The following is a 24,884-nucleotide window of genomic DNA, read 5'->3' on the forward strand; positions in this document are numbered from 1 at the left end:
CCGCAACTCCCAGAAATCCGCTCCGGCCGACAAAGGAATTCCGACAAAGGAAGTCGAATACCTTCCGCCGGGCGCATAGGAAATTCTCTGCCTTCACAGTGATGCCCTGATGATTACTCATTCACGGTGGGCCCGGGGAGCTGTCGCGGGCCGTTTTTCCGGCCGCCGGCCGGATTGCTCCGCGTACTCTCCGGGTCTTCCGGCAGTGCGCCCGAATCCGCTTCCGGCCGCTCGGCGGAAGGCACGTCCGGGGTGCCGTGCCCGGCGGTGCCGGACGGCTGCACCAGAAACTCCGCCAGCAGCCCGGGAGCCGCTTCGTTCGCGAATACCAGGTACTGGTCGACGCTCATGTCGGGCGCCTGGTAGAACCGCTCGCCCGCCGCCGTCGAGAGCCCCGCCGTCAGCAGTCCCATGCGCCGCTGGAGCAGCGACTGCCGCACCTTCAGCCCGATGACCGCCTCGGTCCGCAGGGCCGCCGTCACCCGGCGCGAGACACCGCACCTGAGCACCAGGTAGCCGCCCGCCAGGGTGTGCCCCAGCGCCCGGTAGGCCATGACGGCCAGCAGCACCGCCACCGGGAACATCCCGGCGCCCACCCACTCGGCCCACGCCGGGAGCACCCCGGTGGACCTGAGCCACAGCACCACCCCGGTCACCACGACAGGCGTGACCAGCGCCCACACCATGCGGCGCACCAGCGCCGCCCGGGGGTGCCTGCGCAGCGGCTCCTCCAACGGCCGCACCGGGCCCGGCAGTACGAGGGCCGCCACCCGCCGGGCCTCCGCGAGGGGGGCGCGCGGCAGGATGCTGGTGGCCGGGTCGCCGCTGAAGTCGATGATGGCAAGCCCGGTGGACAGCACGGACGTCTCGGTCGTCCCGAGCCACCGCGACAGCAGCGGCTCGCTGATCTGGATGCCGCGCATGCGCCGGTCGTCCCGGTGCACCTCGCGGGTGGAGAACAGGCCGCGCCGGGTGAGCAGCGCCGTACCGTCCTCGCGGCGCACCCGGACGAGCCGGAAGCCCCAGTTCTCCATGATGAAACCGGTGGCCAGGGCGCAGTACCCGAGGAGGGCGACCACGACGGCCCAGTACAGCCACAGCAGGACGCCGCCGCCCGGGGCGAGCCGGTCGCCGAGGTCGGCGAAGGTGCCGGCCACGTCGAGGCCGACGATCAGCAGCATCGAGTGCATGCTCCACAGCAGCAGCCCGCCGACCAGCACACAGGTGACGTTGACGACGTGGTGGAGCAGCCAGCGCCAGCGGAACTCCGCGATCGGGGTCTCCTTGGGGACGCCGTCCGCGTCCGCCTCGTCCGCCGCCTCGTCCGCCACGTCCCGGCCGTGCATCAGCTCGCGCTGGAGGGCCAGCGCCATCTGCTTGGTGACGGCGTCGAGTTTGACCGCGGGCCTGGTCCGGCCGGAGCTGATGGAGACGATGCGCAGCCCGGCGAGCCGGTGCCGGAGCTTGGACTTGACGTCCACCGCGCGGATGCGGTCCCGGGGGATCTGCCGGTAGATGCGCACCAGCCGGCCGGTACGGATCTCCACCAGGCCGTCCGTGACCCGGTAGCGGGTCCGCAGCCAGCGCACGACGTCGCCGACGCTGATGAAGACGCCGATCCCGGTGGCGATCATCGCGGGCCAGTTGTCCAGCAGGTCGCCGCCGGTCCCGAAGACGAAGAACGACAGCAGGGTGGGCACCAGCGAGAGCCCGAAGCGGGCCGCGTTGACCCAGATCAGCCGGGGGTGCAGCCGCTGCCAGGGGACCGAGGAGTCGTCCTCCGCCACCTCGCCGGGGCCGGCCGGGGACGGCTTCTCCACCTCCGAGACGGTCATGTCGCGTCCCCGGCGCTCGTCTGCGTCAGCTCGGTCAGCACCGCCGCTTCCTTCGCGACGACGTCCGCGTCCAGGCCGACGATCTTGATCCGGCCCTCCGGCGACGCGGTGACCACCCGGAGGGTGCCCAGGCCGAGCATCAGCTGGAGCGGGCCGCGCACCATGTCGACGCTCTGGATGCGGGAGACCGGGATGATCCGCCACTCCCGCACCAGCCAGCCCTTGAGCTCGTAGACGGCGTGCTCGGTGCACTCCCAGCGGTGCACGTGGTACCGCCAGGCCGGCATGACCGCGGTGGTCACCAGGAACCCGGCCGCCGCGACGAGCGCCACCGGCCCGACCCACGGCCTGGACGCCTCCCAGAGCCAGTACGTCAGGCCCAGCGCGCCGAGCGTGACGCCCGCGCCGACGAGCATCCGCAGCGTCCACCAGAGCACCGCCCGGCGGTCCACCCGGTGCCGCGGCCCCCGGATGTGCGCTGCCGAGGTGCGGGAGGCGATCGCCGAAGGTGGTGGTGGCCCGGTCGCCGTCGAAACCTGATCCCGCATCTCTTCCTCCGCACACGGCACTCGGCCGCCTCGCCTACTTCGGTACGCCCCGGACGCTCCATCGGTACGTCCTGGGCGTCCAGTTCAGCCGTACCGGCCCCGCCGGGGCTACGCCGTCACCGCGAAACGTCGTCGAGGATCCTGGTGATCCACGCCAGGAGGTCCACCGCCTCGTGCTCGGCCGCCTCCTGCCAGCGCTGCCGCTGGTCGTCGTTGGGCCGCATCTTCAGCCGCGCCGGAACGCGTCCGCCGGCGATCTCCTTGCTGGCCTTCACCTGCCGCCTCAACTCGTTGCGGGACCAGCCGAGTTCCTTGGCCCGGCGCAGCCAGTGCGACCGCTCGTCGGCGGGCAGGCTGGCCACCTCCGCGTGGTGCTGGAAGGTGAGGCCGGAGACCCGCAGGTGCGAGTCGAAGCGCCGGGCGACCCAGGCGTAGTTGCGCAGCGTCTGGTAGTCCAGCGAGGTCTGCGCGATGGCGTGCTTGTACCGGCTGGGGTACTCCTCCTGCCCGTACAGCAGCCAGTCCCCGAGCCACCACGCCGAAGAGCTGGAAACGGCGTGGATGTGCTGTCCCAGATTCCGCCACGCCCCAATGGGAATACCCGGAGGAATGGAAAGGGAGGTACGGCGCTTCATCGCCTGGCCGTAGGTGGCCATCGACGCGCGCTTTTCCTGTCCCTTTTCCGCCACTGGAACGACTCTGGTCCGCTGCATCAGCTCTGACATTGGTTACTGCCTCCCGTTGGGCATTGCGCCTTGGTCGGAGACTGACACGGCGACCTTGATGGCACCTGAACGCGATCAAAATGGCCTGGTCGGACGCCTCTGGGGGGCCTGCGACCTGATCGCGCCCGCCACTGTCCCGCTGGCGGGACAGTGCCCGGGTGAAATTGCCAAATGGCGGGAACCGACGTACTCCTGGCCGAATCCGCACGGTCCCCGGGAGTCATTACCGGACAAAAACGCACCGAGGCCCGGCACCCCCGAAGGGGCACCGGGCCTCGGTGCTGCTCAGTCACTCAGCCGCTCGGCACTGCTGCCGGCCGGCCGCCGACGGTCCGCGGGGGGACGTCAGTGGGAGTGGCCGTGGCCACCGTGCGCGGCCTCGGGCTCCTCCTCGGCCGGCTTCTCGACGACCAGGGTCTCGGTCGTCAGGAGCAGCGAGGCGATGGAGGCGGCGTTCTCCAGGGCGGAGCGGGTGACCTTGACCGGGTCGATGACGCCGGCCTTGACCAGGTCGCCGTACTCGCCGGTGGCGGCGTTGAAGCCCTGGCCCTTGTCGAGCTCGGAGACCTTGGAGGTGATGACGTAGCCCTCAAGACCGGCGTTCTCGGCGATCCAGCGCAGCGGCTCGACGGCGGCGCGGCGGACGACCGCGACACCCGTGGCCTCGTCGCCGGTCTTGTCGAGGTTGCCCTCCAGGACCTTCACGGCGTGGACGAGCGCGGAGCCACCACCGGAGACGATGCCCTCCTCGACCGCGGCGCGGGTCGCGGAGATGGCGTCCTCCAGACGGTGCTTCTTCTCCTTGAGCTCGACCTCGGTCGCGGCGCCGACCTTGATGACGCAGACGCCTCCGGCGAGCTTCGCCAGGCGCTCCTGGAGCTTCTCGCGGTCCCAGTCGGAGTCCGTGGCGTCGATCTCGGCCTTGATCTGGTTGACGCGGCCCTGGACGTCCTCGGCGTTGCCGCCGCCGTCCACGATGACCGTGTCGTCCTTGGAGATCGTGACGCGGCGGGCGGTGCCCAGCACGTCCAGACCGGCCTGGTCGAGCTTGAGGCCGACCTCCTCGGCGATGACGGTGGCACCGGTGAGGGTGGCCATGTCGCCGAGCATCGCCTTGCGGCGGTCGCCGAAGCCCGGGGCCTTGACGGCCACGGCGTTGAACGTGCCGCGGATCTTGTTGACGACGAGGGTGGAGAGCGCCTCGCCCTCGACGTCCTCGGCGATGATCAGCAGCGGCTTGGAGCCACCGGCCTGGATGACCTTCTCAAGGAGGGGGAGCAGGTCCTGGATGGAACCGATCTTGCCCTGGTGGATCAGGATGTACGGGTCGTCGAGGACGGCCTCCATGCGCTCCTGGTCGGTCACCATGTACGGGGACAGGTAGCCCTTGTCGAAGGCCATGCCCTCGGTGAAGTCGAGCTCCAGGCCGAAGGTGTTGGACTCCTCGACGGTGATGACACCGTCCTTGCCGACCTTGTCCATGGCCTCGGCGATGAGCTCGCCGACCTGCTGGTCCTGCGCGGAGAGCGCGGCCACGGCGGCGATGTCGGACTTGTCGTCGATCGGGCGGGCGGTCGCGAGGAGCTCCTCGGACACGGCCTTGACCGCGGCGTCGATGCCCTTCTTCAGGGCGGCCGGGGAAGCGCCGGCGGCGACGTTGCGCAGACCCTCGCGGACCAGCGCCTGGGCCAGCACGGTGGCGGTGGTCGTACCGTCACCCGCGATGTCGTTGGTCTTGGTCGCCACCTCCTTCACCAGCTGGGCGCCCAGGTTCTCGTACGGGTCGTCGAGCTCGACCTCACGCGCGATGGTCACACCGTCGTTGGTGATGGTGGGGGCGCCGAACTTCTTGTCGATGACGACGTTGCGGCCACGGGGGCCGATCGTCACCTTCACGGTGTCGGCAAGCTTGTTGACGCCGCGCTCAAGGGCGCGACGGGCGTCCTCGTCGAACTTCAGGATCTTCGCCATGGAGCTTTTCAAGTCCTCTCGGAATACGAACTGCGGCACTTCGCACGGTGCCTGGCACAACGAGCGGTGCAAAACGAACTACGCCCCTCGCCACCCGGCGTGTGAGCGGGGGCCAGGGGCGCAGTCCAGGAAATGCGGGAAGTGGGTTACTCCCCGGCCTGCTTACTTCTCGACGATGGCGAGAACGTCGCGGGCCGACAGGACGAGGTACTCCTCGCCGCTGTACTTCACTTCGGTGCCGCCGTACTTGCTGTACAGCACTACGTCGCCGACGTTCACGTCGAGCGGAAGGCGCTCGCCGTTCTCGAAGCGGCCCGGACCCACGGCGAGGACGACGCCCTCCTGGGGCTTCTCCTTCGCGGTGTCCGGAATGACCAGGCCAGAGGCGGTGGTCTGCTCGGCGTCGAGCGGCTGGACCACGATGCGGTCCTCAAGCGGCTTGATGGCAACCTTGGAGCTGGCGGTCGTCACGATCCGGTCTCCCCCTTCGGAGATCTCACGGGGTTAACAGTCTGGGGTGGCGACCAGGTGGATCCGTCGTCGCGGGTGCCGGACCTGCCCGTCGCTGTGTTGGCACTCTCCAGTGGTGAGTGCCAGAGCCGAGACTATGACGCGGTTAGCACTCGGTCAAGCGGAGTGCCAATTCAGGACCGCCGGTGGTGGCGGGGACCCCGGTACGAGCCGGAAGAACCCCGGTACCAGCCGCAAGAACCGGGCACGGGCCGGAGGGACCGGGGTACGGGCCGGGGCACGGGCCGGAGGGACCGGGGTACGGGCCGGCGCACGTCGCGGTACGGGGCCGGAAGCGTCTCGGTACGGACAACGCGCCCACCCCCTCCCCGGTTCCGTACGACAGTGCGAACCATGGCCCCCGACAGCGGCGCACCGCGCCGGAATCCGCCCGCGGGACAGCCCCACCGGCCCCCGAGCCGGTGGGGCGACGCGGCCCTGGCGGTACTGGTGCTCGTCGCCGACGCGGTGGTGCTCGCCGCAGCGGTGGCCTACTTCGTCGTCCGCTCCCTGCCCCGGCTCGGCGCGGTGAACAGGACGACCCCCGGCCGGGCGGGCCCGGAGGAGGCCCCGGCCATGGACTGGACGCCCGTGATCACCTTCGGCGCCGTCGCCGCCGTCGTCCTGCTGACCGCCTGGGTCTTCCTGCGCGCCGACCTGGTGATCACGGGCACCCTCCAGGCGGTGGTGGCGGTACTGATCGTGATCGCGGTGATCGTCGGAGGCGCACGGTCCTGGAAGATCGTGCGGACCGCCACCGCACACCCCGGCACCACGCACCCCGGCACCGCGCGGACCGGCACCGCACCCCCCGACGCCACCCGCGCACCCGCTCCCGTCCCCGTCCCCGTCCCCGCTAGAGGTAGTCCTCCAGCCGGGCCACCGTGAACCCCTGCTCCTGGATGCGGCGCAGCATCCGGGTCGTCATCTCGGTGATCGTCGAGCCCTTCAGCTCGGCGGGGCCGCGGAAGTGGGCGAGGACGATGTCACCGGGCTTGAGGCGCTTGCCCTCCGCGTACTGCATGTTGTGGATCTGCATCGACTCGCGCCACAGGACGAGGGCCTTCACCCCGCAACTGCCCGCCGCCCGGACCGTGTTCGCGTTGTAGTTGCCGTACGGCGGCCGGAAGAGGGTCGGCCGGCTGCCGAACTCGCGCTCCAGCCGGTCCTGCTGGCCACAGATCTGTTTCCGCTGGCCCTCGTAGGGGAGGGTGCGGAGGTTCGCGTGGCCGGTGGTGTGGTTCTGGATCGTGCCGCCGCCCGCGTCGCGGAGCTTCCTGAAGTGGCCGTAGTCGCTCCCGGCCACGCTGTCGGTCAGGAACATGCTGATCGGCAGCTTCAGGTCCGCCACCATCCGCACGAACCGGGGATCCTTCTCCGCCCCGTCGTCGAAGGTCAGGAAGACCACCTTGTCGCGGGTGCGGACCCGGTCCAGCACGACGGGCGGCCCGGACTTCCCGAGGACGGGCGTACGGTCCGGCGCGGCCGGCACCGGCGCGAGCGGCCCGGCCAGCCCCCACCGCGCGTACGCCTTCACCGGCACGCCCCGGGCGTCCACCCGGGGCGCCGCGGGGGCCGGCCGGCCGGGCTCCGGCCCGCCGGGCCGGGCGCTCGCGGTCCCGCTCGCCCCGGTCCCGGCCGACGCCCCGGCCCCCGCGCCGCCGCCCTCTCCCTGCGTGCACCCTCCCGTCACCGCGACGAGCACACCGACCGCCACCGCCCGTGCCACCCATGCCCCCGGCCGGCGTACCCGTCCTCGGCTCACACGTAATCCTCCAGCTTGGCCACCGCGTAACCCTTCGCGGTGATCGTCTTCATGACGCGACGAATCATGTCGGGCATGCTCCCCTTCCAGTCACCCCGCCCCCGGAAATGTGTGAGGACGATGTCGCCGGGGTGCAGGTCGCGGTCCCATTCGCGCCACTCCATCCGGTCCGGGAACGCCTCCGCCGCCCACAGCGGCACTGCCTTGACCCCACAGGACTTGGCGGCGACGAGCGTGTCCTTGTTGTAGTTCCCGTACGGCGGGCGGAAGAGCGGGGGCCGCTTGCCGTACCGCTTCTCGATGTTCACCTGCTGCCCGCAGATTTCGTAACGCTGCTTTCGGTACGAAAGTCCGGGCAGATAGCGGTGGTTGAGGGTGTGGTTGTGCAGGGAGACACCCAGGTCCTGCATCTTCTTGAAGTAGCCGTAGTCCTCCTTGACCAGGTAGTCGGAGAGGAACGCGCTGTACGGGATCTTGAGCTCGTTCATCATCCGGAGCAGCTCGGGGTCCTTCTCCGCGCCGTCGTCCATCGTCAGGAAGACGACCCTGTCCTTGACCGGGACGGTCGTGAAGACGGGCGGCAGCCCCTCGGAGACCTGACCGTCCACCTCGAAGCCCGGCCGGGCCTTGATCCTCGGCTTGACCCGGGGCGGCGCGGGTGCCGTCAGCGGCACCTGGGCGAGGCCCCACCGCTTGGCCGCCGCCCCCCTGGCCACCTTCGCCGCCTTCGCCGCCTCCTGCTGGCGCCGCAGCTTCTCCGCCGGGGAGAGCAGCGACCCCGCCGCGCCGTCCACCCCCTGCCCCTTCGTTTCCCCCTTCTCCCGGGCCGACCCGCCCTGCCCGCCCGTCTCCTGTGCCGGGGTCGCGCACCCCGAGGCGATTGCGGCCACCACCAGAACCGCGATCACCATCGTCCCGCGTCTGCGCCCGCCTGCTCCCGAGATATCCACAGAGAGCCCTCTTTCTTCTGTTTGTCGTACAAGTCGCATGGCGCCGCATCCTGTCAGCGCGACACCCCGCGACCCGGCCGACACCGCGACCACACCCGCCCCGTCCCCCGCACGGCCCACAGGCGTTCCCGGGCTGGCCCACAATGGACCGGGTGACGAACCGCCCCGACCCCGCGCCCTCCGCCCCCGGCCCGGCGGCCTCCGCCACCGGCCCCACGGACGCCTTCCGCGCCCTGCTCTCACCCGAGGGCCAGGCCCTCCTCGCCGAGCTGCGGGACTACGACCCCGCCCAGGAGCTGGCGGTGGCGACCCGGCTGCGCCGCGACCACTCCCCCGAGCTGGTCTCCGCCGCGCTGGCCCAGGCGCGGCTGCGGCAGCGGGCGGCGGCGAAGTTCGGCGCCGAGGACGCGGGGCGGATGTACTTCACGCCCAACGGCGTCGAGCAGTCCACCCGCAAGTCGGTGGCCGAGTACCGGGCGGCCCGCTTCCGCGCCATGGGCCCCGCGCCGGAAACCCCCGTCTCCCACGTCGTGGACCTCTGCGGCGGCATCGGCGGCGACGCCCTGGCCATGGCCCGCGCGGGCCTGACCGTCGAGGCCGTGGACCTCGACCCCGCGACCTGCCTGGCCGCCCGTGCCAACGCGGACGCCCTGCTGCCCGACCCGGCCGCCCTCACCGTCGTCACCGCGGACGTGCTGACCCACGACCTCTCCGCCGCCGAGTCCGTGTTCATCGACCCGGCCCGCCGCGCCGGCGGGCGGGGTTCGGGCCGCGGCCGGATCTTCGACCCCGAGGCGTACTCGCCGCCCCTGTCGTTCTCGATCGAGGCGGTTCGGAGCGTCGGCACCGGCGCCATCAAGATCGCCCCGGGCATCCCGCACGAGCTGGTCCCCGAGGACTTCGAGGCCGAGTGGATCTCCGACCACGGCGACGTGAAGGAGGCCGTCCTCTGGCACGCCCCGCAGGCCGCCGGGACCGGCCGGCAGACGGCCCCCGATGCCGCCCGGCGGACAGCCGCCACGGCCGACCCGCACCCCGCCGCCGACGCCCCCCGGCCCCCGTCTGCCGGCACCACCGCGGGCGCGCCCCCCGTACCCCCCGCCCCCGGTGCCCGCCGCGCCACCCTGCTGCCCGGCGGCGCGACCCTCCTCGGCCGCGGCCTGCCCGACCCCGGCGTGCGCCCGGTCGGCCGCTACCTCTACGAGCCGGACGGCGCCGTCATCCGCGCCCATCTGGTCGCGGAGGTGGCCGAGGACCTCGACGGCGGTCTGATCGACGAGACGATCGCGTACATCACGGCGGACGAGCTGCGCCCGACCCCGTACGCCACCGCCTACGAGATCACCGACCGGCTCCCCTTCGGCGTGAAGAAGCTGAAGGCCCTGCTGCGCGAGCGCGAGGTCGGCATCCTCACCGTCAAGAAGCGCGGCTCGGCCGTCGAGCCGGAGGAGCTCCGCAAGAAGATGAAGCTCTCCGGCCGGAACTCCGCCACCGTCTTCCTGACCCGTGTCGCCGGCGCCCCCGCCATGCTGATCGGCCACCCCGTCTGAGCCGTGCGGCACCGGGTAGGGCATGGGCATGACCCCTATCGACGATGCGCTCGCCGAGCTGCTGAACGTCCTTCAGCCGTATGCCGAGGACGCCGACTGGACCGTGGCCGCCGGTTCCCTGGAGTGGAGCTGCTGGGAGACGGCCGTACACATCGCGCACGATCTGACCGCGTACGCGGGGCAGTTGGCGGCCCGGCCGACGGAGGGATACCTCCCGATGGACCTGACGGTTCCGCCCGGCACGCCTCCGCGCGAGGTGCTGCACGTGATCACCGCGGCGGCCGGGCTGCTCGGCAGCGCGCTCGCCACGGCGGGCCCCGAGGTCCGGGCGTTCCACTGGGGCGCGTGCGACCCGAGCGGGTTCGAGGCGATGGGAGTGGCGGAGGCGCTGCTGCACACGTACGACATCACGCGCGGCCTGAAGGCGGAGTGGCTGCCGCCGGCCGGGCTCAGCACGCTGGTGATGGAGCGGCTGTTCCCGGAGTTCCCGGTCGGCACCGAGGAGCCGGCCCGGCTGCTGCTGTGGGCGACCGGCCGCGCGGAACTACCCGGCCGGGAGCCGCGTACGGAGTGGGTGTGGGCGGCGTCCCGGGAGCAGTTCGGGGAGTGACAGTTACCCGTGGGGCCCGGCCACGGAAGCAGTTCGCGGAGTGGCAGGTACCCATGGGGCCCGGCCACGGGAGCGGTTCGGGGAGTGACGGCAGCCCCCTGATCACCGGCCCCGACCCCGACCCCGGAACCGGCCACGGCCCGGCCCCGGGCGGCCCGTCAACTCGCTCGCAGGCTCAGGACTCCGCCCCGGTGGGCGTGTGCGCGCTGCGCAGCGCCCACCGGTAGTGCCGCACCGCCTTCAGGACGCCCAGCAGCCCCACCAGCCACAGCACGCACCCCATTCCGATGAAGTACGCGGCCTCCGCGTAGGTGTCCTCGCCGGGGAGCGCACGCGCCGACCAGCCCAGCGAGGTCCACAGTCCGAGCGCGGCCAGCACGAAGGACGGCAGCAGCCAGGCGAGGCTGCGGACCGGTGCGCGCAGTTCGGCGTCCACCGCCGGGTCGGGCCCCAGTTCGCCCCAGGCGCGCAGCCGTTCGCGTATCACCCGGTCGCGCCTGACGCCGAGCCCCAGCAGGATCGCGGCGGGCACGATCGCGCCGATGCCGAGCACCAGGAAGACCACACCGACCAGGACTTCGGGGAACATGCCCTCGGCGAAGGACTGGAGCGCCACTCCCACGCAGCCCCACCCGATCACCAGCAGCAGCGCGTACAGCCAGAAGCCGACCGCCGCGGGCACCCCGAGCGCCCGGCGTCCCAGCTCCCGCATCGCGCGGGCCCGGTCGGCCAGCAGTGCGCCGCGGTCGGGCCAGGCCTGGATCTCGGCGGGCGGCGGGGGCGGCGGCAGGGGCGGGCGCGGCATGCGGCTCGGGTTCCTTCGTACGGTGACGGGGCCGCGTCGACGCTACCGCGCGGGTCCGCCCCGTCGGAGCAGAGCCCCCCTCAGAGGTCCGTCAGCTCCTCCGCGTACACCTGCGAGAGCGGCTGCGGGCCCACGTACTGCTGGCAGTTGCAGGTGCCGGCCTCGAAGCGGATCGGCTTCTTGTCCTCGTCCCAGGCGGTCGGCTGCTCCACCGACTCGTGGCACTTGCCCGCCTTGTCGTGCTTCGCGAGGTGGTGCGTGCAGCCGCAGACCGGCTCGGGCGGTTTGCCCGCCGCCTCCAGGGCCTGCCGCTCCTTGCGCTCGGCGGCGATCCGCTCCATCTGCCGCTCGTGCCTGGTGGCGAGGGCCTGCCGGCCCATGTTCGCCATGCCGCCGAAGCCGCCCATCATGAAGAAGATGAACAACCACCAGTACCAAGCCATCTGAACACCCCTTCCCCCGGTCCTACTCGTCCCCCAGAGTACGGCGGCCTCGGCAAACGGAGGCTAAAGGGACAACGGTCGCTACAGCCCGAGAAGTTCCCTCACGTTCGCGTCCGGCACCAGTGCGTGGTCGGCCGCCTCCGTTCCGTACGGGAACCCGCTGCCGAACAGCAGCCGTTCGGGCCCGAAGGTCACCGCCGCCCGCCGCAGCGCGTCCGCGTCGGGCACCGCGTGGTGGTGGCGGGGGCCGAGCGGGCGGGACGGCGGGACGGCACCGGTGGTGACGAGGCGGATGTCGGGGTACGGGGTCAGGTCCGGCTCCTCACCGGCCCGCGGGGCGTCCTCGCCGTCCGGCGTGTGGAGGAGGAGCACCGCGCCGCGCAGTTCCAGCGCCTCGAAGAGGGGGACGAACTCGGGGTCGTCGAGCGGCCGGCCGAGCACGGTCGTCGTGACGGCGGCACCCAGGAAGCCCAACTCGTCCATGGCGCGCCCCAGTTCGTCGGCCGCCGCGAGACCGTTCGGCAGCGGCAGGGCGGCGAGGGCGCGGAAGCGGCCGGGGTGGGCCGTGAGGAGGTCGCCGTACGCGGCGTTGGCGACCCGGGCCGCCCCGAGCGCCTGCCAGGAGTCCGGGAAGTACGGGGTCAGCGGTGCGGCCGAGAGCAGCTGTACGTCGACCCCGGCCGCGTCCATCGCCGCCAGCCGGGCCTCGATCTCCGGCTCCGTGCCGCCGCCACGGCTCTTGCGCGCGGCGGCGGTCAGGTCCGACGGGCCGCGGAAGTCGTCCAGCATGGCCAGGTAGAGCTCGGGGAAGTAGTGCGCGTGGACGTCGACCCTCATGACCGCTTCACTCCTTATGCCCGTTTCGCTACGGGTTCCGAGCGTACCCCGGGCCCGGAGAAGGGGCCGGTCGCGCGCACCGGGGCGGACGGTGCCGGACCTCGCCCGGGTCCGGCACCGGGATCAGTCCGGGACCGTCTCGAAGCGCCACCTGTGCACGGCCCGGGTGATCAGGTCGGCCTCCGGCTCGGGAAGTTCGGGCAGCTCCGCGTCGAGCGGGGCCTCCCACCAGGTGATGACCAGGACCCGGTCCTGCGGCGCCCGCAGCAGTTCCCGCCGCACCGGGGAGAGGGCCAGTTCACCGGCCCTGGCCCTGGCCCACTCCAGCAGTTCGGCGCCCCTGCCGTCGGTGGCACGGGCCTCCCACATCAGTGCGACGGTCATGAGTAGAGGTTGTCCTTGCTGATCTCGTGGACGTGGTCGTGGTCATGGGCGTGCGAGTGGCCGTGCCCATGCCCGTCGTCGGCGTGCGAGTCCCCCGGTACGTGGGGTTCGGTCACCGGGAGCGAGGAGTCCGCGGACAGGTCCCAGTCCGAGGACGGCCTGCTCCGGGCCACCATCTCGGCGCCGAGGGCCGCGACCATCGCCCCGTTGTCCGTGCACAGACCGGGCCGCGGGACGCGCAGCTTGATGCCGGCCCGCTCGCAGCGCTCCTCGGCGAGCGCCCGCAGCCGGGAGTTGGCGGCGACGCCGCCGCCGATCATCAGGTGGTCGACGCCCTCGTCCTTGCAGGCCCGCACCGCCTTCCTGGTCAGCACGTCCACGACCGCCTCCTGGAAGGACGCGGCGACGTCCCGCACCGGGACCTCCTCGCCCGCGTTGCGCTTGGCCTCGATCCAGCGCGCGACGGACGTCTTCAGACCGGAGAAGGAGAAGTCGTACGCCGGGTCACGGGAGCCGGTCAGTCCGCGCGGGAACGCGATGGCCTTCGGGTCGCCCTCCTTGGCGAGCCGGTCGATGACCGGGCCGCCGGGGAAGCCCAGGTTCAGCACCCGGGCGATCTTGTCGAACGCCTCGCCCGCCGCGTCGTCGATGGTCGCGCCCAGCGGACGTACGTCGGAGGTGATGTCGGGGGCGAGCAGCAGCGACGAGTGGCCGCCGCTGACCAGCAGCGCCATCGTCGGCTCGGGCAGCTTGCCGTGCTCCAGCTGGTCGACGCAGATGTGCGAGGCGAGGTGGTTGACGCCGTAGAGGGGCTTGCCGAGCGCGTAGGCGTACGCCTTGGCGGCCGTGGTGCCCACCAGCAGCGCGCCCGCCAGGCCGGGCCCCGCGGTGACGGCGATGCCGTCCAGGTCGGAGGCGGCGACCCCGGCGTCCTTCAGGGCCCGGCGGATGGTCGGGACCATCGCTTCCAGGTGGGCGCGGGAGGCGATCTCGGGGACCACGCCGCCGAACCTGGCGTGGGTGTCGACGCTGGAGGCGACGGCGTCCGCGAGCAGCGTCGTACCGCGCACGATGCCGACGCCGGTCTCGTCGCAGGAGGTCTCGATGCCGAGGACCAGGGGCTCGTCGATACCGCGGACAAGGTTCATGGCTGGATCTCTTCTGTCTCTTCGGTCGTCGTACGCCGCATCACCAGCGCGTCGATGTTGCCGGGCTGGTAGTAGCCGCGGCGGAAGCCGATCGGCTCGAAGCCGAAGCGTTCGTAGAGCTTCTGCGCGCGCGTGTTGTCGACGCGCACCTCCAGCAGCACCTCGGTGCACTCGAAGGCGGTCGCGTGCTTGAGCAGGTCGGTCAGGAGGCGGGCACCGAGTCCGGTGCCCCACTGGTCGCGGGCGACCGCGATGGTCTGTACGTCGCCGAGGTCACCGGCGGCGGCGAAGCCCGCGTAGCCGACGATCCGGCCGGTGGCGGGGTCCTCGGCGACCACGTAGCGGCGGCTGGCCCGGGGGCCGCGCGCGTACGCCAGCTCGGACCAGAACATGCCGGGCGACCAGGCGTCCTCGGGGAACAGCTCGTGCTCCAGGGCGAGCACGGGCTCGATGTCCCACCAGCGCATCTCGCGCAGAAGGGTCGTCGACGGCTCGGCTGCGGCGGTCACTTCGGGGTGACCACCTTGTAGTTCTTCGGCACCTGGGCGTCCGGGCGGCGCAGGTAGAGCGGCAGCGGCGGCAGGAAGTCGCTCCCGGCGGCCAGCTTCTCGGCGGCCAGCGAGGCGAGCGCCGCGGCCGACACGTGCTCGGGGCCGCGCGCGTCGGGGAACGCCTCGGGGTAGAGCCGCGCTCCGGCGCCCACCACGGGCAGGCCCGCGAGCCGCTCGGCGATCTCGGCGGGGCGGTCCACGGCGGGCTCGGTGGTGCGGGTGCGGGCGTCGTCGTAGCGCGCCCAGTAGACCTCCTTGCGGCGGGCGTCGGTGGCCACCGCGAAGGGGCCTTCGAGACCGCCCCGGCCCTCGGCCGCCGCGTACGCCAGCGCGTCGAGCGTGCACAGCCCGTGGACCGGGACGCCGAGCGCGAACCCGAAGGTCTCCGCCGTCGCCAGCCCGACCCGCAGTCCGGTGTACGGGCCGGGGCCGACGCCCACGACGACTCCGGTGACGGCGTCGAGCTTCAGCCCGGCCTCGCGCAGGGTCGTGTCGATCAGCGGCAGCAGCAGTTCGCCGTGCCTGCGGGCGTCGACCTGCGTGGTCTCGGCGACGACGGACGTACCGTCGTGAAGGGCGGCGGTGACGGCGGGGGTGGCGGTATCCACAGCGAGCAGGAGCACGCGAACAGCCTACGGCCCACGCAGCGGAAGCACGGCGTCCGGACGGCTCGCGCGGTGGCTGCTACCGTCACGACAAAGTCGTGCGGGGAGTCGTGCGGGGCTGTGTCCGCAAGGATCCGTGAGTGGTGATCGAAAGGTGCAGCAAGGTGGCTAGCAGCAGCTCGGGAATCGTGGCCGGGCTCACCGCGGGGGCACTCGCCGTCGTCGGCTTCCTCGCCTACCAGGCCTCGGCGAACGTGCCCGACTCGGTGTCCATGCCCAGCGCGGCCACCTCGCCGACCGGGCCCAAGGACAAGGGCAAGGCAGCCAAGCCGTCGCCGCTGGCGCTGCCGGCCAACTCGGGCACCGGCACCCGTGTCGTGTACTCGCTGTCCGGCAAGCGGGTGTGGCTGGTGGACAAGGCGGCTCCGGCGGCGGCCCAGCAGAAGCCGCCGACCTACCCGGTCTCGCCGAGCGCGGTGAGCCCCGTTCCGGAGACCTACCGGGTCTCCACCCGCTCCCTGCGGGTCACCGGATCGGACGGCAAGCCCGTGGAGCACGTGGTCCGGTTCACCAGCGTGGACGGTGTGACGATCGGCTTCAGCGCGGCGGTGGACGGCACGATGCCGACGCCGGGCGCCACCCCGCAGGAGGGCACCGGCGCGGTGCGCATGTCCCGGGCGGACGCGACCAGGATGTGGGAGTTCGCGACGGTCAACGTCAAGGTCGTGGTCGTCCCGTAACCCGGGACACGTTCAGCGGACCCAACCCGGGAGCACGTCCCAGGGGGCTGTCTGAGCGGTGGGGGGCTGTCTAAGCGGCGTCGCGCCGCTCGACGGCCCCCTTTTCGCTGCCCGTCGCACGCCGCGCCGGGGCCTCGTCGGCCGCGTCCGTGCCGCGCGGGGGCGTGGAGACCGCCGTGGCCGCCGCGCACGACGCCAGCAGCGCACGCATCGTGACGGGGCCGTGGGCCGCCGGGGCCGCGGGGGCAGGCGTCATGGGCTTCTCGACTTCTCGTTCCGGTGCCGACATGGACGCCTCCTGGGGCGACGGGCGCAGGCGCGACGGGAGCAGGCGCAGCGAGACGGGTGGTTAGGTAGACCTAACCAAGGACTCCGCTCCCATGTCACCATGTCCGGTACCCCCGACGCAACATCTTCCCGACAGCTTGTCGGAATGTACCGGGACAACGCACGGCGGGGCGCCGGAGTTCCCGCCCCGGCGCCCCGCGATCCAGCTCCTCGTGCCCTCAGGCCCCCAGCCCCGCCAGGTCCGCGGCAGCCCAGCGCGCCCCGATCCCGTCCAGCCGCACCTTGCGTACGTCGTCGTCGGTGTCGCCCGTCGCACGGTCGATCACCACGTGCAGCCGGTCGTCGGACAGCTCCTCGACCTTGCCGTCGCCCCACTCCACGACGATCACCGATTCGGGCAGCGAGACGTCGAGGTCCAGGTCCTCCATCTCGTCCAGCCCGCCGCCGAGCCGGTACGCGTCGACGTGCACCAGCGCCGGCCCCGCGCCGAGCGGCGGGTGCACCCGGGCGATGACGAAGGTGGGCGAGGTCACGGCGCCGCGCACGCCCAGGCCCTCGCCGAGGCCCCGGGTGAGGGTGGTCTTGCCCGCGCCGAGCTCCCCGGTGAGCATCACCAGGTCGCCCGGACGCAGCAGCTTGGCCAGCGCGCGCCCCAACTCCCCCATTTCGGCGGGCGAGTGGACGGTGAGGGAGGTCGAGTTGACCGGGTCGGTACCGGGGGCGTGCTCAGCCGCCCCGCTGTGCGGTGCTTCCATGCCGGTCCACGTTAGGGCCTGTCCTGGCCGTCGGCGGCACCGCGCCCACCCGGGCCAGCAGTTCCGCGAGCCGCGCGTTCACCAGCTCGGGGTGCTCCAGCATCACCAGATGGCCCGCGTCGGGCACCACGACCAGCTCCGCGTCCGGCAGCAGCGCCGCGATGGTCTCGCTGTGCGAACTGGGTGTGACCAGGTCCTTCGCCCCGGCCAGCACCAGCACCGGCACCTCGGCGAAGACCTGGAGCGCGGCGGACTTGTCGTGGTCCTGGAAGGCCGGGTAGAACTCGGCGACCACGTCGATCGGGGTCCCCTCGATCAGCCGCTCGGCGAACCTGGCGACCGCCGGGTCCACGTCCCGCGAACCGAACGAGTACCGCTTGACGACCCCCGCGAACAGGTCGGCGGTCGCCCGCCGCCCCCGCTCGACCAGCTCCGCCTGCGAGCCCAGCGTGCGCAGCACCCGGGGCAGCACCCGGCGCACCGCGTTCATCCCGGCGACCGGCAGCCCGAAGTTCACCTCGCCCAGGTGGCCCGACGACGTACCGACGAAGGCGACGCCGACGACCCGGTCGCGGATCAGCTCCGGGTACTGGTCGGCCAGCGCCATCACCGTCATTCCGCCCATCGAGTGACCCACCAGCACCAGCGGCCCCTCGGGTGCCGCGGCGTCGATGACGGCCTTGAGGTCCCGGCCGAGCTGGTCGATGTCGACGGGTACGCCGTCGGCCTGGGCCGAGCCGCGCGCGGAGCGGCCGTGGCTGCGCTGGTCCCAGTGGACGGTGCGCACGACGCCGCGCAGGGCGGCCCGCTGGAAGTGCCAGGAGTCCTGGTTGAGGCAGTAGCCGTGGCTGAAGACGACCGTGACGGGGGCGGGGGCGCGGCGGCCGAGGAGCTTGCGGCGCTGGGGGGCGGATTCGGGCCGCGGCTCGTCGCTCTCGTAGTACAGCTCGGTGCCGTCGTCGGCGACCGCGGTGCCCGGGGTGCCGCGCAGCGCGCCGTAGGGTCCTGCCGCGTCGAGCGCGAGGCGGGCCCGCTTGCGCATGCCCCGGCCGACGGTGAGCCGCTCGATGGCGACACCGGCGGCCGCACCCGCGGCGACCACGCCGAGGGCGGCCCCGGCCAGTCCGGCCCGGCGCCAGTTGCCCGCCGTGGCGGAATCCGCTGCTTCGGCCGCCGCCCGCGCCGCGGCGACGACGCCCTCTGCGCTGCTCTCGCTCACGTGCCGCTCCTAGCTGGTGCCTGGCTGCTGCCTACCGGTCTCCGGACGGTTCTTCCCCGAGATCCACTTCGCTGACGCCATCCTCCGCGTTTTCGCCGGCGGCGTCCTCCTCATCGACGTAGACGCGCGGGACGCGGGAACCGATGCGGGTGACGATCTCGTACGCGATGGTGTCCGCGGCCTGCGCCCAGTCCTCGGCGGTCGGCTCGCCGCGCTCGCCCGACCCGAACAGCACCGCCTCCGCGCCGGGTTCGACCCGCTCGCCCCCGAGGTCGACCACGAACTGGTCCATCGCGATCCGGCCGCGGGCCCGCCGCCACCGGCCGCCGACCAGCACCGGACCGCGCCCGGAGGCGTTGCGCGGGATGCCGTCCGCGTACCCGACCGGGATCAGGCCCAGGGTGGTGTCCCGCTCGGTGACGTAGTGGTGCCCGTAGCTGACGCCGTGACCGGCGGGCACGTCCTTCACCAGGGCCACCGAGGCGGCCAGCTTCATCACCGGGCGCAGCCCCAGTTCGGCGGGCGTGCCCAGCTCCGGGGCGGGCGAGACCCCGTACATCGCGATCCCGGTCCGTACGAGGTCGAAGTGCGCGTGCGGCAGGGTCAGCGTCGCCGGGGAGTTGGCGATGTGCCGCACCTCGGGGTCCAGCCCCTGGGCGCGCGCGTACCCGGTCATCTCGTGGAAGGCGGCGAGCTGGAGGTCGATGGACGGGTGGCCCGGCTCGTCCGCGCACGCGAAGTGCGACCACAGGCCGGTGACCCGGACGGTGCCCTCGGTCTCGGCGGCGCGGGCGGCGGCCACGAGTTCGGGCCAGTCCTCCGGCTGGCAGCCGTTGCGCCCCAGGCCGGTGTCGGCCTTGAGCTGGATCCTGGCCGGACGGCCCAGGGCGCGGGCGGCCCCGATGACCTCGCGCAGCGCCCACATCCCGCTGATCCCCAGGTCGAGCTCGGCCTCGACCGCCTCGCGCCAGGGCCCGCCGGGCGTCCACAGCCAGCACATCACGCGTGCGTCGGCCGGGGTGATCCCGGCGGCGCGCAGGGCGAGCGCCTCCTGCGGGGTGGCCGTGCCGAGCCAGGTCGCACCGGCCGCCAGGGCGGCGCGGGCGCAGGGCACCGCCCCGTGCCCGTACGCGTCGGACTTCACCACGGCCATCAGCGCGGCGTGCGGGGCGCGTTCACGCAGCGTACGGACGTTGGCGCGGAGGGCGGCGAGGTCGATCTCGGCGCGGGCGCGCAGGGGTGCGCACGTCGTCGCCGGGGTCACCGGCCGGCTCATCGCCATGCTCATCACGTCGCTTGCCACGGTCTCGTCTGTCACGGTCATCCCGCCCAGTCTCGCAGAGCGGCACGGCCCGCCCGGCCGGGGCGGCCCCCCGGCGGCCCGTGCCGCCGGGTCGGCACTCCGCCACATTCCTGTGCGTATGCGTCACTTCACGCCTTGTCACACATTTGGCGTGGGCTTTCACCCTTGCGGAGTTGCGTGCCTGGCGCGCGGGGCCGCGGGGCCGCCCGATGGGACGAGAGGCGGGCCCGAGTCGGGGTACCGCCCGCACGCCGGAGGAGCTGAGGAACCATGAAGGCCACCCGTCCCGCCCGTATACCCGTACTCGCCGGTCTCATCGCCGTGGCGGTGACCGCCGTACCGGTTGCGTCCGCGGCGGCCGCCGTGCCCAGCGCGTCCGCCGCCCCCGCCGCGTACACCGCACCGGCGCCCGAACCGCCGTGCACGGCGCCCACCGGCCCGTACCAGAAGGAGCTGGAACGCAAGCTCCGCCTGCCGGTCGACGGCAAGCAGTCGCCCGCCGACTGCGTCGCCATCCGCAAGCTCCAGCGGCAGCTGAACATCGACCCCGCCGACGGCCGGGCGACCGCGAAGACGCACGGGCTGCTGCTGGTCCGCGAGGCCCGCAAGAACCCGAACGCGGCGGGCAAGTGCCCGGTCCGCTACGGCTACTCGGTCACCTGCGTGGACCTTCCCCGCCAGCTCCTGTGGGTGCAGGTCGGCAAGAAGGTCACCTTCGCCCCGGTGCCGATCCGCAGCGGCATCCGCGGGCTGGAGACGCGTACCGGATGGCACCGGATCTACTGGAGGCACAAGAACCACTTCTCCACCATCTACAACAACGCCCCCATGCCGTACAGCCAGTTCTTCAGCGGCGGCCAGGCGCTGCACGGCACGTACGGCGACCTCTTCGAGGCGGGCTCCGGCGGTTGCGTGAACCTGTACGTCGAGGACGCGGCCCGCCTGTGGAAGAAGCTCGGCGTCGGCAGCAGGGTCTACGTCTGGGGCGCCAAGCCGGGCACCAGGGTCCGCGGCCTGCAGTCCGCCGACCGCCACCTCACCGACAACGAACTGCTCATCAAGGAGTTCGGCGGCGAGAACATCCCCGTCGAATGGACCCTCGACACCCCCCTCAACCCCACCCACCCCTAACCCCACCGGCCCCGCCGCCCCCTCGGGCGACGGGGCCGCCTCACCCCCACCCCCTTGGGCGCCGGGGCCGCGCCTCTCGCCCCCGCCCCCTTGGGCGACGGGGCCGCCCCAAGGGGGCGGAACGGGCGGGCAAGGGGGCGGCCCCCGGCGGAGCCGCACGCCCCCGGCCCCGCCGCACCGCCACCCCCGACACCCCCGCAACCCCGCTACCTCCCACCCCGCACCGACCGCCACGCCTCCCCAATCCCCTCCGCCACATCCCCCGCCGACACCGGCGCCCCCCGAGCCGCCCCCCGCCCGGCCAGCCCGTGCAGGTACGCCCCGACGGACGCCGCGTCGAACACCGGCAGTCCCGCCGCCATCAGCGCCCCCACCAGCCCCGCCAGCACATCCCCGCTCCCGGCCGTGGCCAGCCACCCCGTCCCCGTCGGATTGACCCGCACCGGACGCCCCCCGTCCAGCTCCAACCCCGCCCCCGCCCCCGCCCCAGTCCCCGGACCCGGACCCGCGATCAACGTCGTAGACCCCTTGAGCAGCACCGTCGCCCCGAACCGCACCGCCACCTTCCGCACGGAGTCGAGCCGCCGCTCCTCCACCACCCCCCGCTCCACCCCGAGCAACCGCGCCGCCTCCCCCGCGTGCGGCGTCAGCAAGGTGGCCGCGCTCCGGCCCCGTACCGCCTCCGGGTCGAGCCCGCGCAGCCCGTCCGCGTCCACCAGCACCGGCACGTCGGACGCCAGCACCTCCTCCAGCGCGCCCTCGGTGCCGTCGTCGAGCCCGGGGCCGATCACCCATGCCTGTACCCGCCCGGCCTCCCCCGGCGTACCCCGCCCGACCAGTGTCTCGGGGAACCTGGCGAGCACCGCGTCGGCGCCCTGCCCGACGTACCGCACGGCCCCCGCGCCGCCCCGCAGCGCACCCGCAACGGCCAGCACGGCGGCCCCCGGGTAGCGCGCCGACCCGGCCACCACCCCCACGACGCCCCGCCGGTACTTGTCGCTCTCGGCGGCCGGTTCGGGCAGCAGCCGCGCCACGTCCGCGTGCTGGAGCGCCTCGACGGCGGCCGGCACCCCGGCGGTCTCCAGCCCGATGTCGACGTACCGCAGCGCCCCCGCGCACTCCCGGGCCGGGTCGATGAGCAGGCCCGGCTTGTACGCCCCGAAGGTCACGGTCACGTCCGCGTGCACGCACTCCCCGTCGACCCGCCCGCTGTCCGCGTCGACCCCGCTGGGCAGGTCCACCGCCACGAGCACCGCCCCGGAGCGCTCGGCGGCCCGCACCAGCGGCACCGCCTCCTCGCGCAGCCCGCCGCGTCCGCCGATGCCGGTGATCCCGTCGAGCACGAGGGAGGCACGGGCGAGGGCGGTGTACGCGGCGGACCCGGCCGCGCCCGCGCCCTCCTCGTGCACCTCGTGCGGCCGGTGCGGCCCGGGTACGACGCTGCCGCCGGCCCCGCGCAGTGCGGCGAGCCCGCCCTCGTGGGCACGCCCGCGCGCGTCGACGAGGACGGCGGTCACCCCGGCGCCGCGCCGGGCGAGGCGGGCCCCGGCGTACAGGGCGTCGCCCCCGTTGTCGCCGCTGCCGACGAGCAGCACGATCCGGGTCCCGTACACCCGCCCCAGCACATCGGCGCAGGCGGCGGCCAGCCCGGCGGCGGCCCGCTGCATCAGCACCCCGTCGCCGAGCCTGGCCATCAGCTCCCGCTCGGCACCCCGCACCATCTCCACACTCAGCCCAGTACGCATACCCCGAGTGTCCTCCACCCCCCGCCCCACCCCGGGACGGCCGGGCCGCCGAAAACCCGGGACCGGGGCGGCACAGAAACGTCAGCACGGGGCGAGCGGCGCGGAAAGGCCGGACGCATCACCAGACACACGCGGAAGGCCGAACGCCGCACCAGCCACCGCCCCACGCACACCCAGCACGCAGCACCCAGTCCCCAGCCCCTCCTCCCCCTCCCCCTACCCCTCCGCGATCACCACCGCCGACGCCACCCCCGCGTCATGGCTGAGCGACACGTGCCAGGACCGCACGCCGAGCGCCTCCGCGCGTGCCGCCACGCTGCCCGAGACGCGCAGCCGCGGTTGGCCCGACTCCTCGACGTACACCTCGGCGTCCGTCCACAGCAGCCCGGCCGGCGCGCCCAGCGCCTTCGCCAGCGCCTCCTTGGCGGCGAACCTCGCCGCCAGGGAGGCCACTCCCCGCCGCTCCCCGCTCGGCAGCATCAACTCCCGCTCCACGAAGAGCCGTTCGGCCATCTGCGGCGTACGCTCCAGCGCCGCCCCGAACCGCTCGATCTCGGCGACGTCGATCCCGACCCCAACAATCACTGCCCACTCACTCCACAGTCACGGACTTCGCCAGATTCCTCGGCTGGTCCACCTCGTTGCCCCGTGCCGTCGCCAGCTCGCACGCGAAGACCTGGAGGGGCACCGTCGTCACCAACGGCTGGAGAAGCGTAGGCGTACACGGCACCCGGATCAGATGGTCCGCGTACGGCACCACCGTCTCGTCGCCCTCCTCGGCGATCACGATGGTGCGCGCCCCGCGCGCCCGGATCTCCTGGATGTTGGACACGATCTTGTCGTGCAGCACCGAGCGCCCGCGCGCCGAGGGCACCACGACGACCACCGGCAGGTCCTTCTCCACCAGGGCGATCGGCCCGTGCTTCAGCTCGCCCGCGGCGAACCCCTCGGCGTGCATGTACGCCAGCTCCTTGAGCTTCAGCGCACCCTCCAGGGCCACCGGGTACCCCACGTGCCGGCCGAGGAAGAGCACCGTGTTCTTGTCGGCGAGCGACCGCGCCAGCTCCCGGACCGGCTCCATCGTGCCGAGCACTTCCTCCACGGCACCGGCGATCTCCGACAACTCCCGCACCACGTCGCGCACTTCGTCGCCCCACTTGGTGCCCCGCACCTGCCCCAGGTACAGCGCCACCAGGTAGCAGGCCACCAGCTGCGTCAGGAACGCCTTCGTCGACGCGACCGCCACCTCGGGCCCGGCGTGCGTGTAGAGCACCGCGTCGGACTCGCGGGGGATCGTCGACCCGTTGGTGTTGCACACCGCCAGCACCTTGGCCCCCTGCTCCCGGGCGTGCCGCAGCGCCATCAGCGTGTCCATGGTCTCGCCGGACTGCGAGATCGCGATCACCAGCGTGCGCGGGTCCAGGATCGGGTCCCGGTAGCGGAACTCGCTGGCCAGCTCCGTCTCGCAGGGCAGCCTGGTCCAGTGCTCGATCGCGTACTTGGCGATCATGCCCGCGTGGTACGCCGTCCCGCAGGCGACCACCACCACCTTGTCGACCTCGCGCAGGACGGAGTCGGGGATCCGCACCTCGTCGAGCGTCAGCGAACCGGCGGCGTCGATCCGCCCGAGCAGGGTGTCGGCGACCGCCTTGGGCTGCTCGGCGATCTCCTTGAGCATGAAGTAGTCGTAACCCCCCTTCTCGGCCGCCGAGGCGTCCCAGTCCACGTGGTACGCCCGGACCTCGGCCGGCGCACCGTCGAAATCGGTGACGGTCACCCCGTCCCGGCGCAGTTCCACCACCTGGTCCTGCCCCAGCTCGATCGCCGACCGCGTGTGGGCGATGAACGCGGCGACGTCCGACGCGAGGAAGGACTCACCCTCTCCAACGCCCACCACCAGCGGGGAGTTCCGCCGCGCCCCGACCACCACGTCCGGCGCGTCCGCGTGCACCGCGACCAGGGTGAACGCCCCCTCCAGTCGGCGGCACACCTGCCGCATCGACTCCGCGAGGTCCCCGCCGGCCGAGTGGGCCTCGGCCAGCAGGTGCGCCACCACCTCGCTGTCCGTCTCGGACGCCAGCACCCGGCCCCGCTCGGCCAGTTCGGCGCGGAGCGCGGCGAAGTTCTCGATGATCCCGTTGTGCACCACCGCGACGCGCCCCGCGTTGTCCAGGTGCGGGTGCGCGTTGGCGTCGGTGGGCCCGCCGTGGGTCGCCCACCGGGTGTGCCCGATCCCCGTCCCCCCGGCCGGCAACGGCCGCGCCAGCAGGGCCTTCTCCAGATTGACGAGCTTGCCCGCCTTCTTGGCCGCGGCGAGCCCGCCGTCCGCGAGGACCGCGACCCCCGCCGAGTCGTACCCCCGGTACTCCAACCGCTTCAGCCCCGCGACAACGACATCAAGTGCCGACTGACCACCGACGTATCCCACGATTCCGCACATACTCGGCAGCGTAAGCCGCGGGAGCC

General features: G+C 73.0%; 26 protein-coding genes. 5 read left to right on the plus strand and 21 right to left on the minus strand.

Annotated elements, in window-relative coordinates:
- Nucleotides 1–113: 113 nt before the first annotated feature.
- The 5 genes from ACFYVL_RS29150 to groES form a co-directional block, all read right to left on the minus strand.
- The gene (locus ACFYVL_RS29150) at nt 114–1,835 is read right to left on the minus strand and encodes a PH domain-containing protein (RefSeq protein WP_389250018.1); all 1,722 of its coding nucleotides are present in this window, start codon (nt 1,833–1,835) and stop codon (nt 114–116) included.
- Nucleotides 1,832–2,383: a PH domain-containing protein gene (locus ACFYVL_RS29155; protein ID WP_389250020.1), complete on the minus strand. Its 552-nt coding sequence runs from the start codon at nt 2,381–2,383 to the stop codon at nt 1,832–1,834. The genes ACFYVL_RS29150 and ACFYVL_RS29155 overlap by 4 nt, the downstream gene beginning before the upstream one ends.
- A gap of 116 nt (nt 2,384–2,499) precedes the next feature.
- Complete coding sequence (locus ACFYVL_RS29160) at nt 2,500–3,072, minus strand: LmbU family transcriptional regulator (protein ID WP_389250022.1); 573 nt, start codon at nt 3,070–3,072, stop codon at nt 2,500–2,502.
- A gap of 381 nt (nt 3,073–3,453) precedes the next feature.
- On the minus strand, nt 3,454–5,079 hold the full coding sequence (gene groL, locus ACFYVL_RS29165; protein WP_389250024.1) for a chaperonin GroEL: 1,626 nt from the start codon (nt 5,077–5,079) through the stop codon (nt 3,454–3,456).
- 162 nt (nt 5,080–5,241) lie between these two features.
- Nucleotides 5,242–5,550, minus strand: coding sequence for a co-chaperone GroES (groES, locus tag ACFYVL_RS29170; RefSeq protein ID WP_147987721.1), 309 nt, complete (start codon nt 5,548–5,550; stop codon nt 5,242–5,244).
- A gap of 393 nt (nt 5,551–5,943) precedes the next feature.
- Here groES and ACFYVL_RS29175 point away from each other — a divergent pair, with 393 nt between their 5' ends.
- The gene (locus ACFYVL_RS29175) at nt 5,944–6,477 is read left to right on the plus strand and encodes a hypothetical protein (protein WP_389250026.1); all 534 of its coding nucleotides are present in this window, start codon (nt 5,944–5,946) and stop codon (nt 6,475–6,477) included.
- Here ACFYVL_RS29175 and ACFYVL_RS29180 read toward each other — a convergent pair.
- Nucleotides 6,446–7,354 carry a polysaccharide deacetylase family protein gene (locus ACFYVL_RS29180; RefSeq protein WP_389250028.1) on the minus strand — a complete coding sequence of 303 codons (909 nt, stop codon included), beginning with the start codon at nt 7,352–7,354 and terminating at the stop codon, nt 6,446–6,448. The genes ACFYVL_RS29175 and ACFYVL_RS29180 overlap by 32 nt on opposite strands.
- Nucleotides 7,351–8,343: a polysaccharide deacetylase family protein gene (locus ACFYVL_RS29185; RefSeq protein WP_389250030.1), complete on the minus strand. Its 993-nt coding sequence runs from the start codon at nt 8,341–8,343 to the stop codon at nt 7,351–7,353. Before ACFYVL_RS29185 ends, ACFYVL_RS29180 begins: the two co-directional genes overlap by 4 nt.
- Before the next feature lie 113 nt (nt 8,344–8,456).
- On the opposite strand from ACFYVL_RS29185, the gene ACFYVL_RS29190 reads away from it, so the two are divergent.
- Nucleotides 8,457–9,854 (plus strand): SAM-dependent methyltransferase, encoded by a 1,398-nt coding sequence (locus tag ACFYVL_RS29190; protein ID WP_389250031.1) that lies wholly within the window; start codon nt 8,457–8,459, stop codon nt 9,852–9,854.
- A gap of 28 nt (nt 9,855–9,882) precedes the next feature.
- Complete coding sequence (locus tag ACFYVL_RS29195) at nt 9,883–10,464, plus strand: hypothetical protein (protein ID WP_389250033.1); 582 nt, start codon at nt 9,883–9,885, stop codon at nt 10,462–10,464.
- Nucleotides 10,465–10,639: 175 nt separating this feature from the next.
- Here ACFYVL_RS29195 and ACFYVL_RS29200 read toward each other — a convergent pair whose 3' ends face one another.
- The 7 genes from ACFYVL_RS29200 to tsaB all read right to left on the minus strand — a co-directional run bounded on the left by ACFYVL_RS29200 (nt 10,640) and on the right by tsaB (nt 15,255).
- Nucleotides 10,640–11,269: a hypothetical protein gene (locus ACFYVL_RS29200; protein ID WP_389250035.1), complete on the minus strand. Its 630-nt coding sequence runs from the start codon at nt 11,267–11,269 to the stop codon at nt 10,640–10,642.
- Nucleotides 11,270–11,349: 80 nt separating this feature from the next.
- A complete protein-coding gene (locus tag ACFYVL_RS29205; RefSeq protein ID WP_389250037.1) occupies nt 11,350–11,712 on the minus strand; it encodes a hypothetical protein in 363 nt (120 codons plus the stop codon).
- A gap of 81 nt (nt 11,713–11,793) precedes the next feature.
- The gene (locus ACFYVL_RS29210; protein WP_389250039.1) at nt 11,794–12,549 is read right to left on the minus strand and encodes an amidohydrolase family protein; all 756 of its coding nucleotides are present in this window, start codon (nt 12,547–12,549) and stop codon (nt 11,794–11,796) included.
- A 123-nt stretch (nt 12,550–12,672) separates the two neighbouring features.
- Nucleotides 12,673–12,933, minus strand: coding sequence for a hypothetical protein (locus ACFYVL_RS29215; protein ID WP_389250041.1), 261 nt, complete (start codon nt 12,931–12,933; stop codon nt 12,673–12,675).
- Nucleotides 12,930–14,081 (minus strand): tRNA (adenosine(37)-N6)-threonylcarbamoyltransferase complex transferase subunit TsaD, encoded by a 1,152-nt coding sequence (gene tsaD, locus ACFYVL_RS29220; RefSeq protein WP_389250043.1) that lies wholly within the window; start codon nt 14,079–14,081, stop codon nt 12,930–12,932. Before tsaD ends, ACFYVL_RS29215 begins: the two co-directional genes overlap by 4 nt.
- Nucleotides 14,078–14,548 (minus strand): ribosomal protein S18-alanine N-acetyltransferase, encoded by a 471-nt coding sequence (gene rimI / locus ACFYVL_RS29225; RefSeq protein WP_389250217.1) that lies wholly within the window; start codon nt 14,546–14,548, stop codon nt 14,078–14,080. The genes tsaD and rimI overlap by 4 nt, the downstream gene beginning before the upstream one ends.
- Nucleotides 14,549–14,586: 38 nt before the next feature.
- On the minus strand, nt 14,587–15,255 hold the full coding sequence (gene tsaB, locus ACFYVL_RS29230; protein WP_389250045.1) for a tRNA (adenosine(37)-N6)-threonylcarbamoyltransferase complex dimerization subunit type 1 TsaB: 669 nt from the start codon (nt 15,253–15,255) through the stop codon (nt 14,587–14,589).
- Between the two features lie 146 nt (nt 15,256–15,401).
- On the opposite strand from tsaB, the gene ACFYVL_RS29235 reads away from it, so the two are divergent.
- Nucleotides 15,402–15,977, plus strand: a complete 576-nt coding sequence (locus tag ACFYVL_RS29235) for a hypothetical protein (RefSeq protein ID WP_389250047.1) — start codon at nt 15,402–15,404, stop codon at nt 15,975–15,977.
- Nucleotides 15,978–16,047: 70 nt separating this feature from the next.
- On the opposite strand, the gene ACFYVL_RS29240 is transcribed toward ACFYVL_RS29235, so the two are convergent.
- The 4 genes from ACFYVL_RS29240 to alr all read right to left on the minus strand — a co-directional run bounded on the left by ACFYVL_RS29240 (nt 16,048) and on the right by alr (nt 19,515).
- Nucleotides 16,048–16,233, minus strand: coding sequence for a hypothetical protein (locus tag ACFYVL_RS29240; RefSeq protein ID WP_389250049.1), 186 nt, complete (start codon nt 16,231–16,233; stop codon nt 16,048–16,050).
- A gap of 250 nt (nt 16,234–16,483) precedes the next feature.
- Nucleotides 16,484–17,020: a tRNA (adenosine(37)-N6)-threonylcarbamoyltransferase complex ATPase subunit type 1 TsaE gene (tsaE, locus tag ACFYVL_RS29245; RefSeq protein ID WP_389250051.1), complete on the minus strand. Its 537-nt coding sequence runs from the start codon at nt 17,018–17,020 to the stop codon at nt 16,484–16,486.
- Complete coding sequence (locus ACFYVL_RS29250; RefSeq protein WP_389250053.1) at nt 16,992–18,239, minus strand: alpha/beta fold hydrolase; 1,248 nt, start codon at nt 18,237–18,239, stop codon at nt 16,992–16,994. The genes tsaE and ACFYVL_RS29250 overlap by 29 nt, the downstream gene beginning before the upstream one ends.
- A gap of 31 nt (nt 18,240–18,270) precedes the next feature.
- Complete coding sequence (gene alr, locus ACFYVL_RS29255) at nt 18,271–19,515, minus strand: alanine racemase (RefSeq protein ID WP_389250219.1); 1,245 nt, start codon at nt 19,513–19,515, stop codon at nt 18,271–18,273.
- A gap of 297 nt (nt 19,516–19,812) precedes the next feature.
- Here alr and ACFYVL_RS29260 point away from each other — a divergent pair, with 297 nt between their 5' ends.
- A complete protein-coding gene (locus ACFYVL_RS29260; protein ID WP_389250055.1) occupies nt 19,813–20,673 on the plus strand; it encodes a L,D-transpeptidase in 861 nt (286 codons plus the stop codon).
- Between the two features lie 206 nt (nt 20,674–20,879).
- Here ACFYVL_RS29260 and ACFYVL_RS29265 read toward each other — a convergent pair whose 3' ends face one another.
- The 3 genes from ACFYVL_RS29265 to glmS form a co-directional block, all read right to left on the minus strand.
- Nucleotides 20,880–22,418, minus strand: a complete 1,539-nt coding sequence (locus ACFYVL_RS29265) for an NAD(P)H-hydrate dehydratase (RefSeq protein ID WP_389250057.1) — start codon at nt 22,416–22,418, stop codon at nt 20,880–20,882.
- Nucleotides 22,419–22,634: 216 nt separating this feature from the next.
- Complete coding sequence (locus ACFYVL_RS29270) at nt 22,635–23,003, minus strand: holo-ACP synthase (protein ID WP_389250059.1); 369 nt, start codon at nt 23,001–23,003, stop codon at nt 22,635–22,637.
- Nucleotides 23,004–23,010: 7 nt separating this feature from the next.
- Nucleotides 23,011–24,858: a glutamine--fructose-6-phosphate transaminase (isomerizing) gene (glmS, locus tag ACFYVL_RS29275; protein ID WP_389250061.1), complete on the minus strand. Its 1,848-nt coding sequence runs from the start codon at nt 24,856–24,858 to the stop codon at nt 23,011–23,013.
- Nucleotides 24,859–24,884 lie beyond the last annotated feature (26 nt).

Origin of the sequence: Streptomyces sp. NPDC004111 (assembly GCF_042874215.1) — a bacterium.
Taxonomy (GTDB): Bacteria; Actinomycetota; Actinomycetes; order Streptomycetales; family Streptomycetaceae; genus Streptomyces.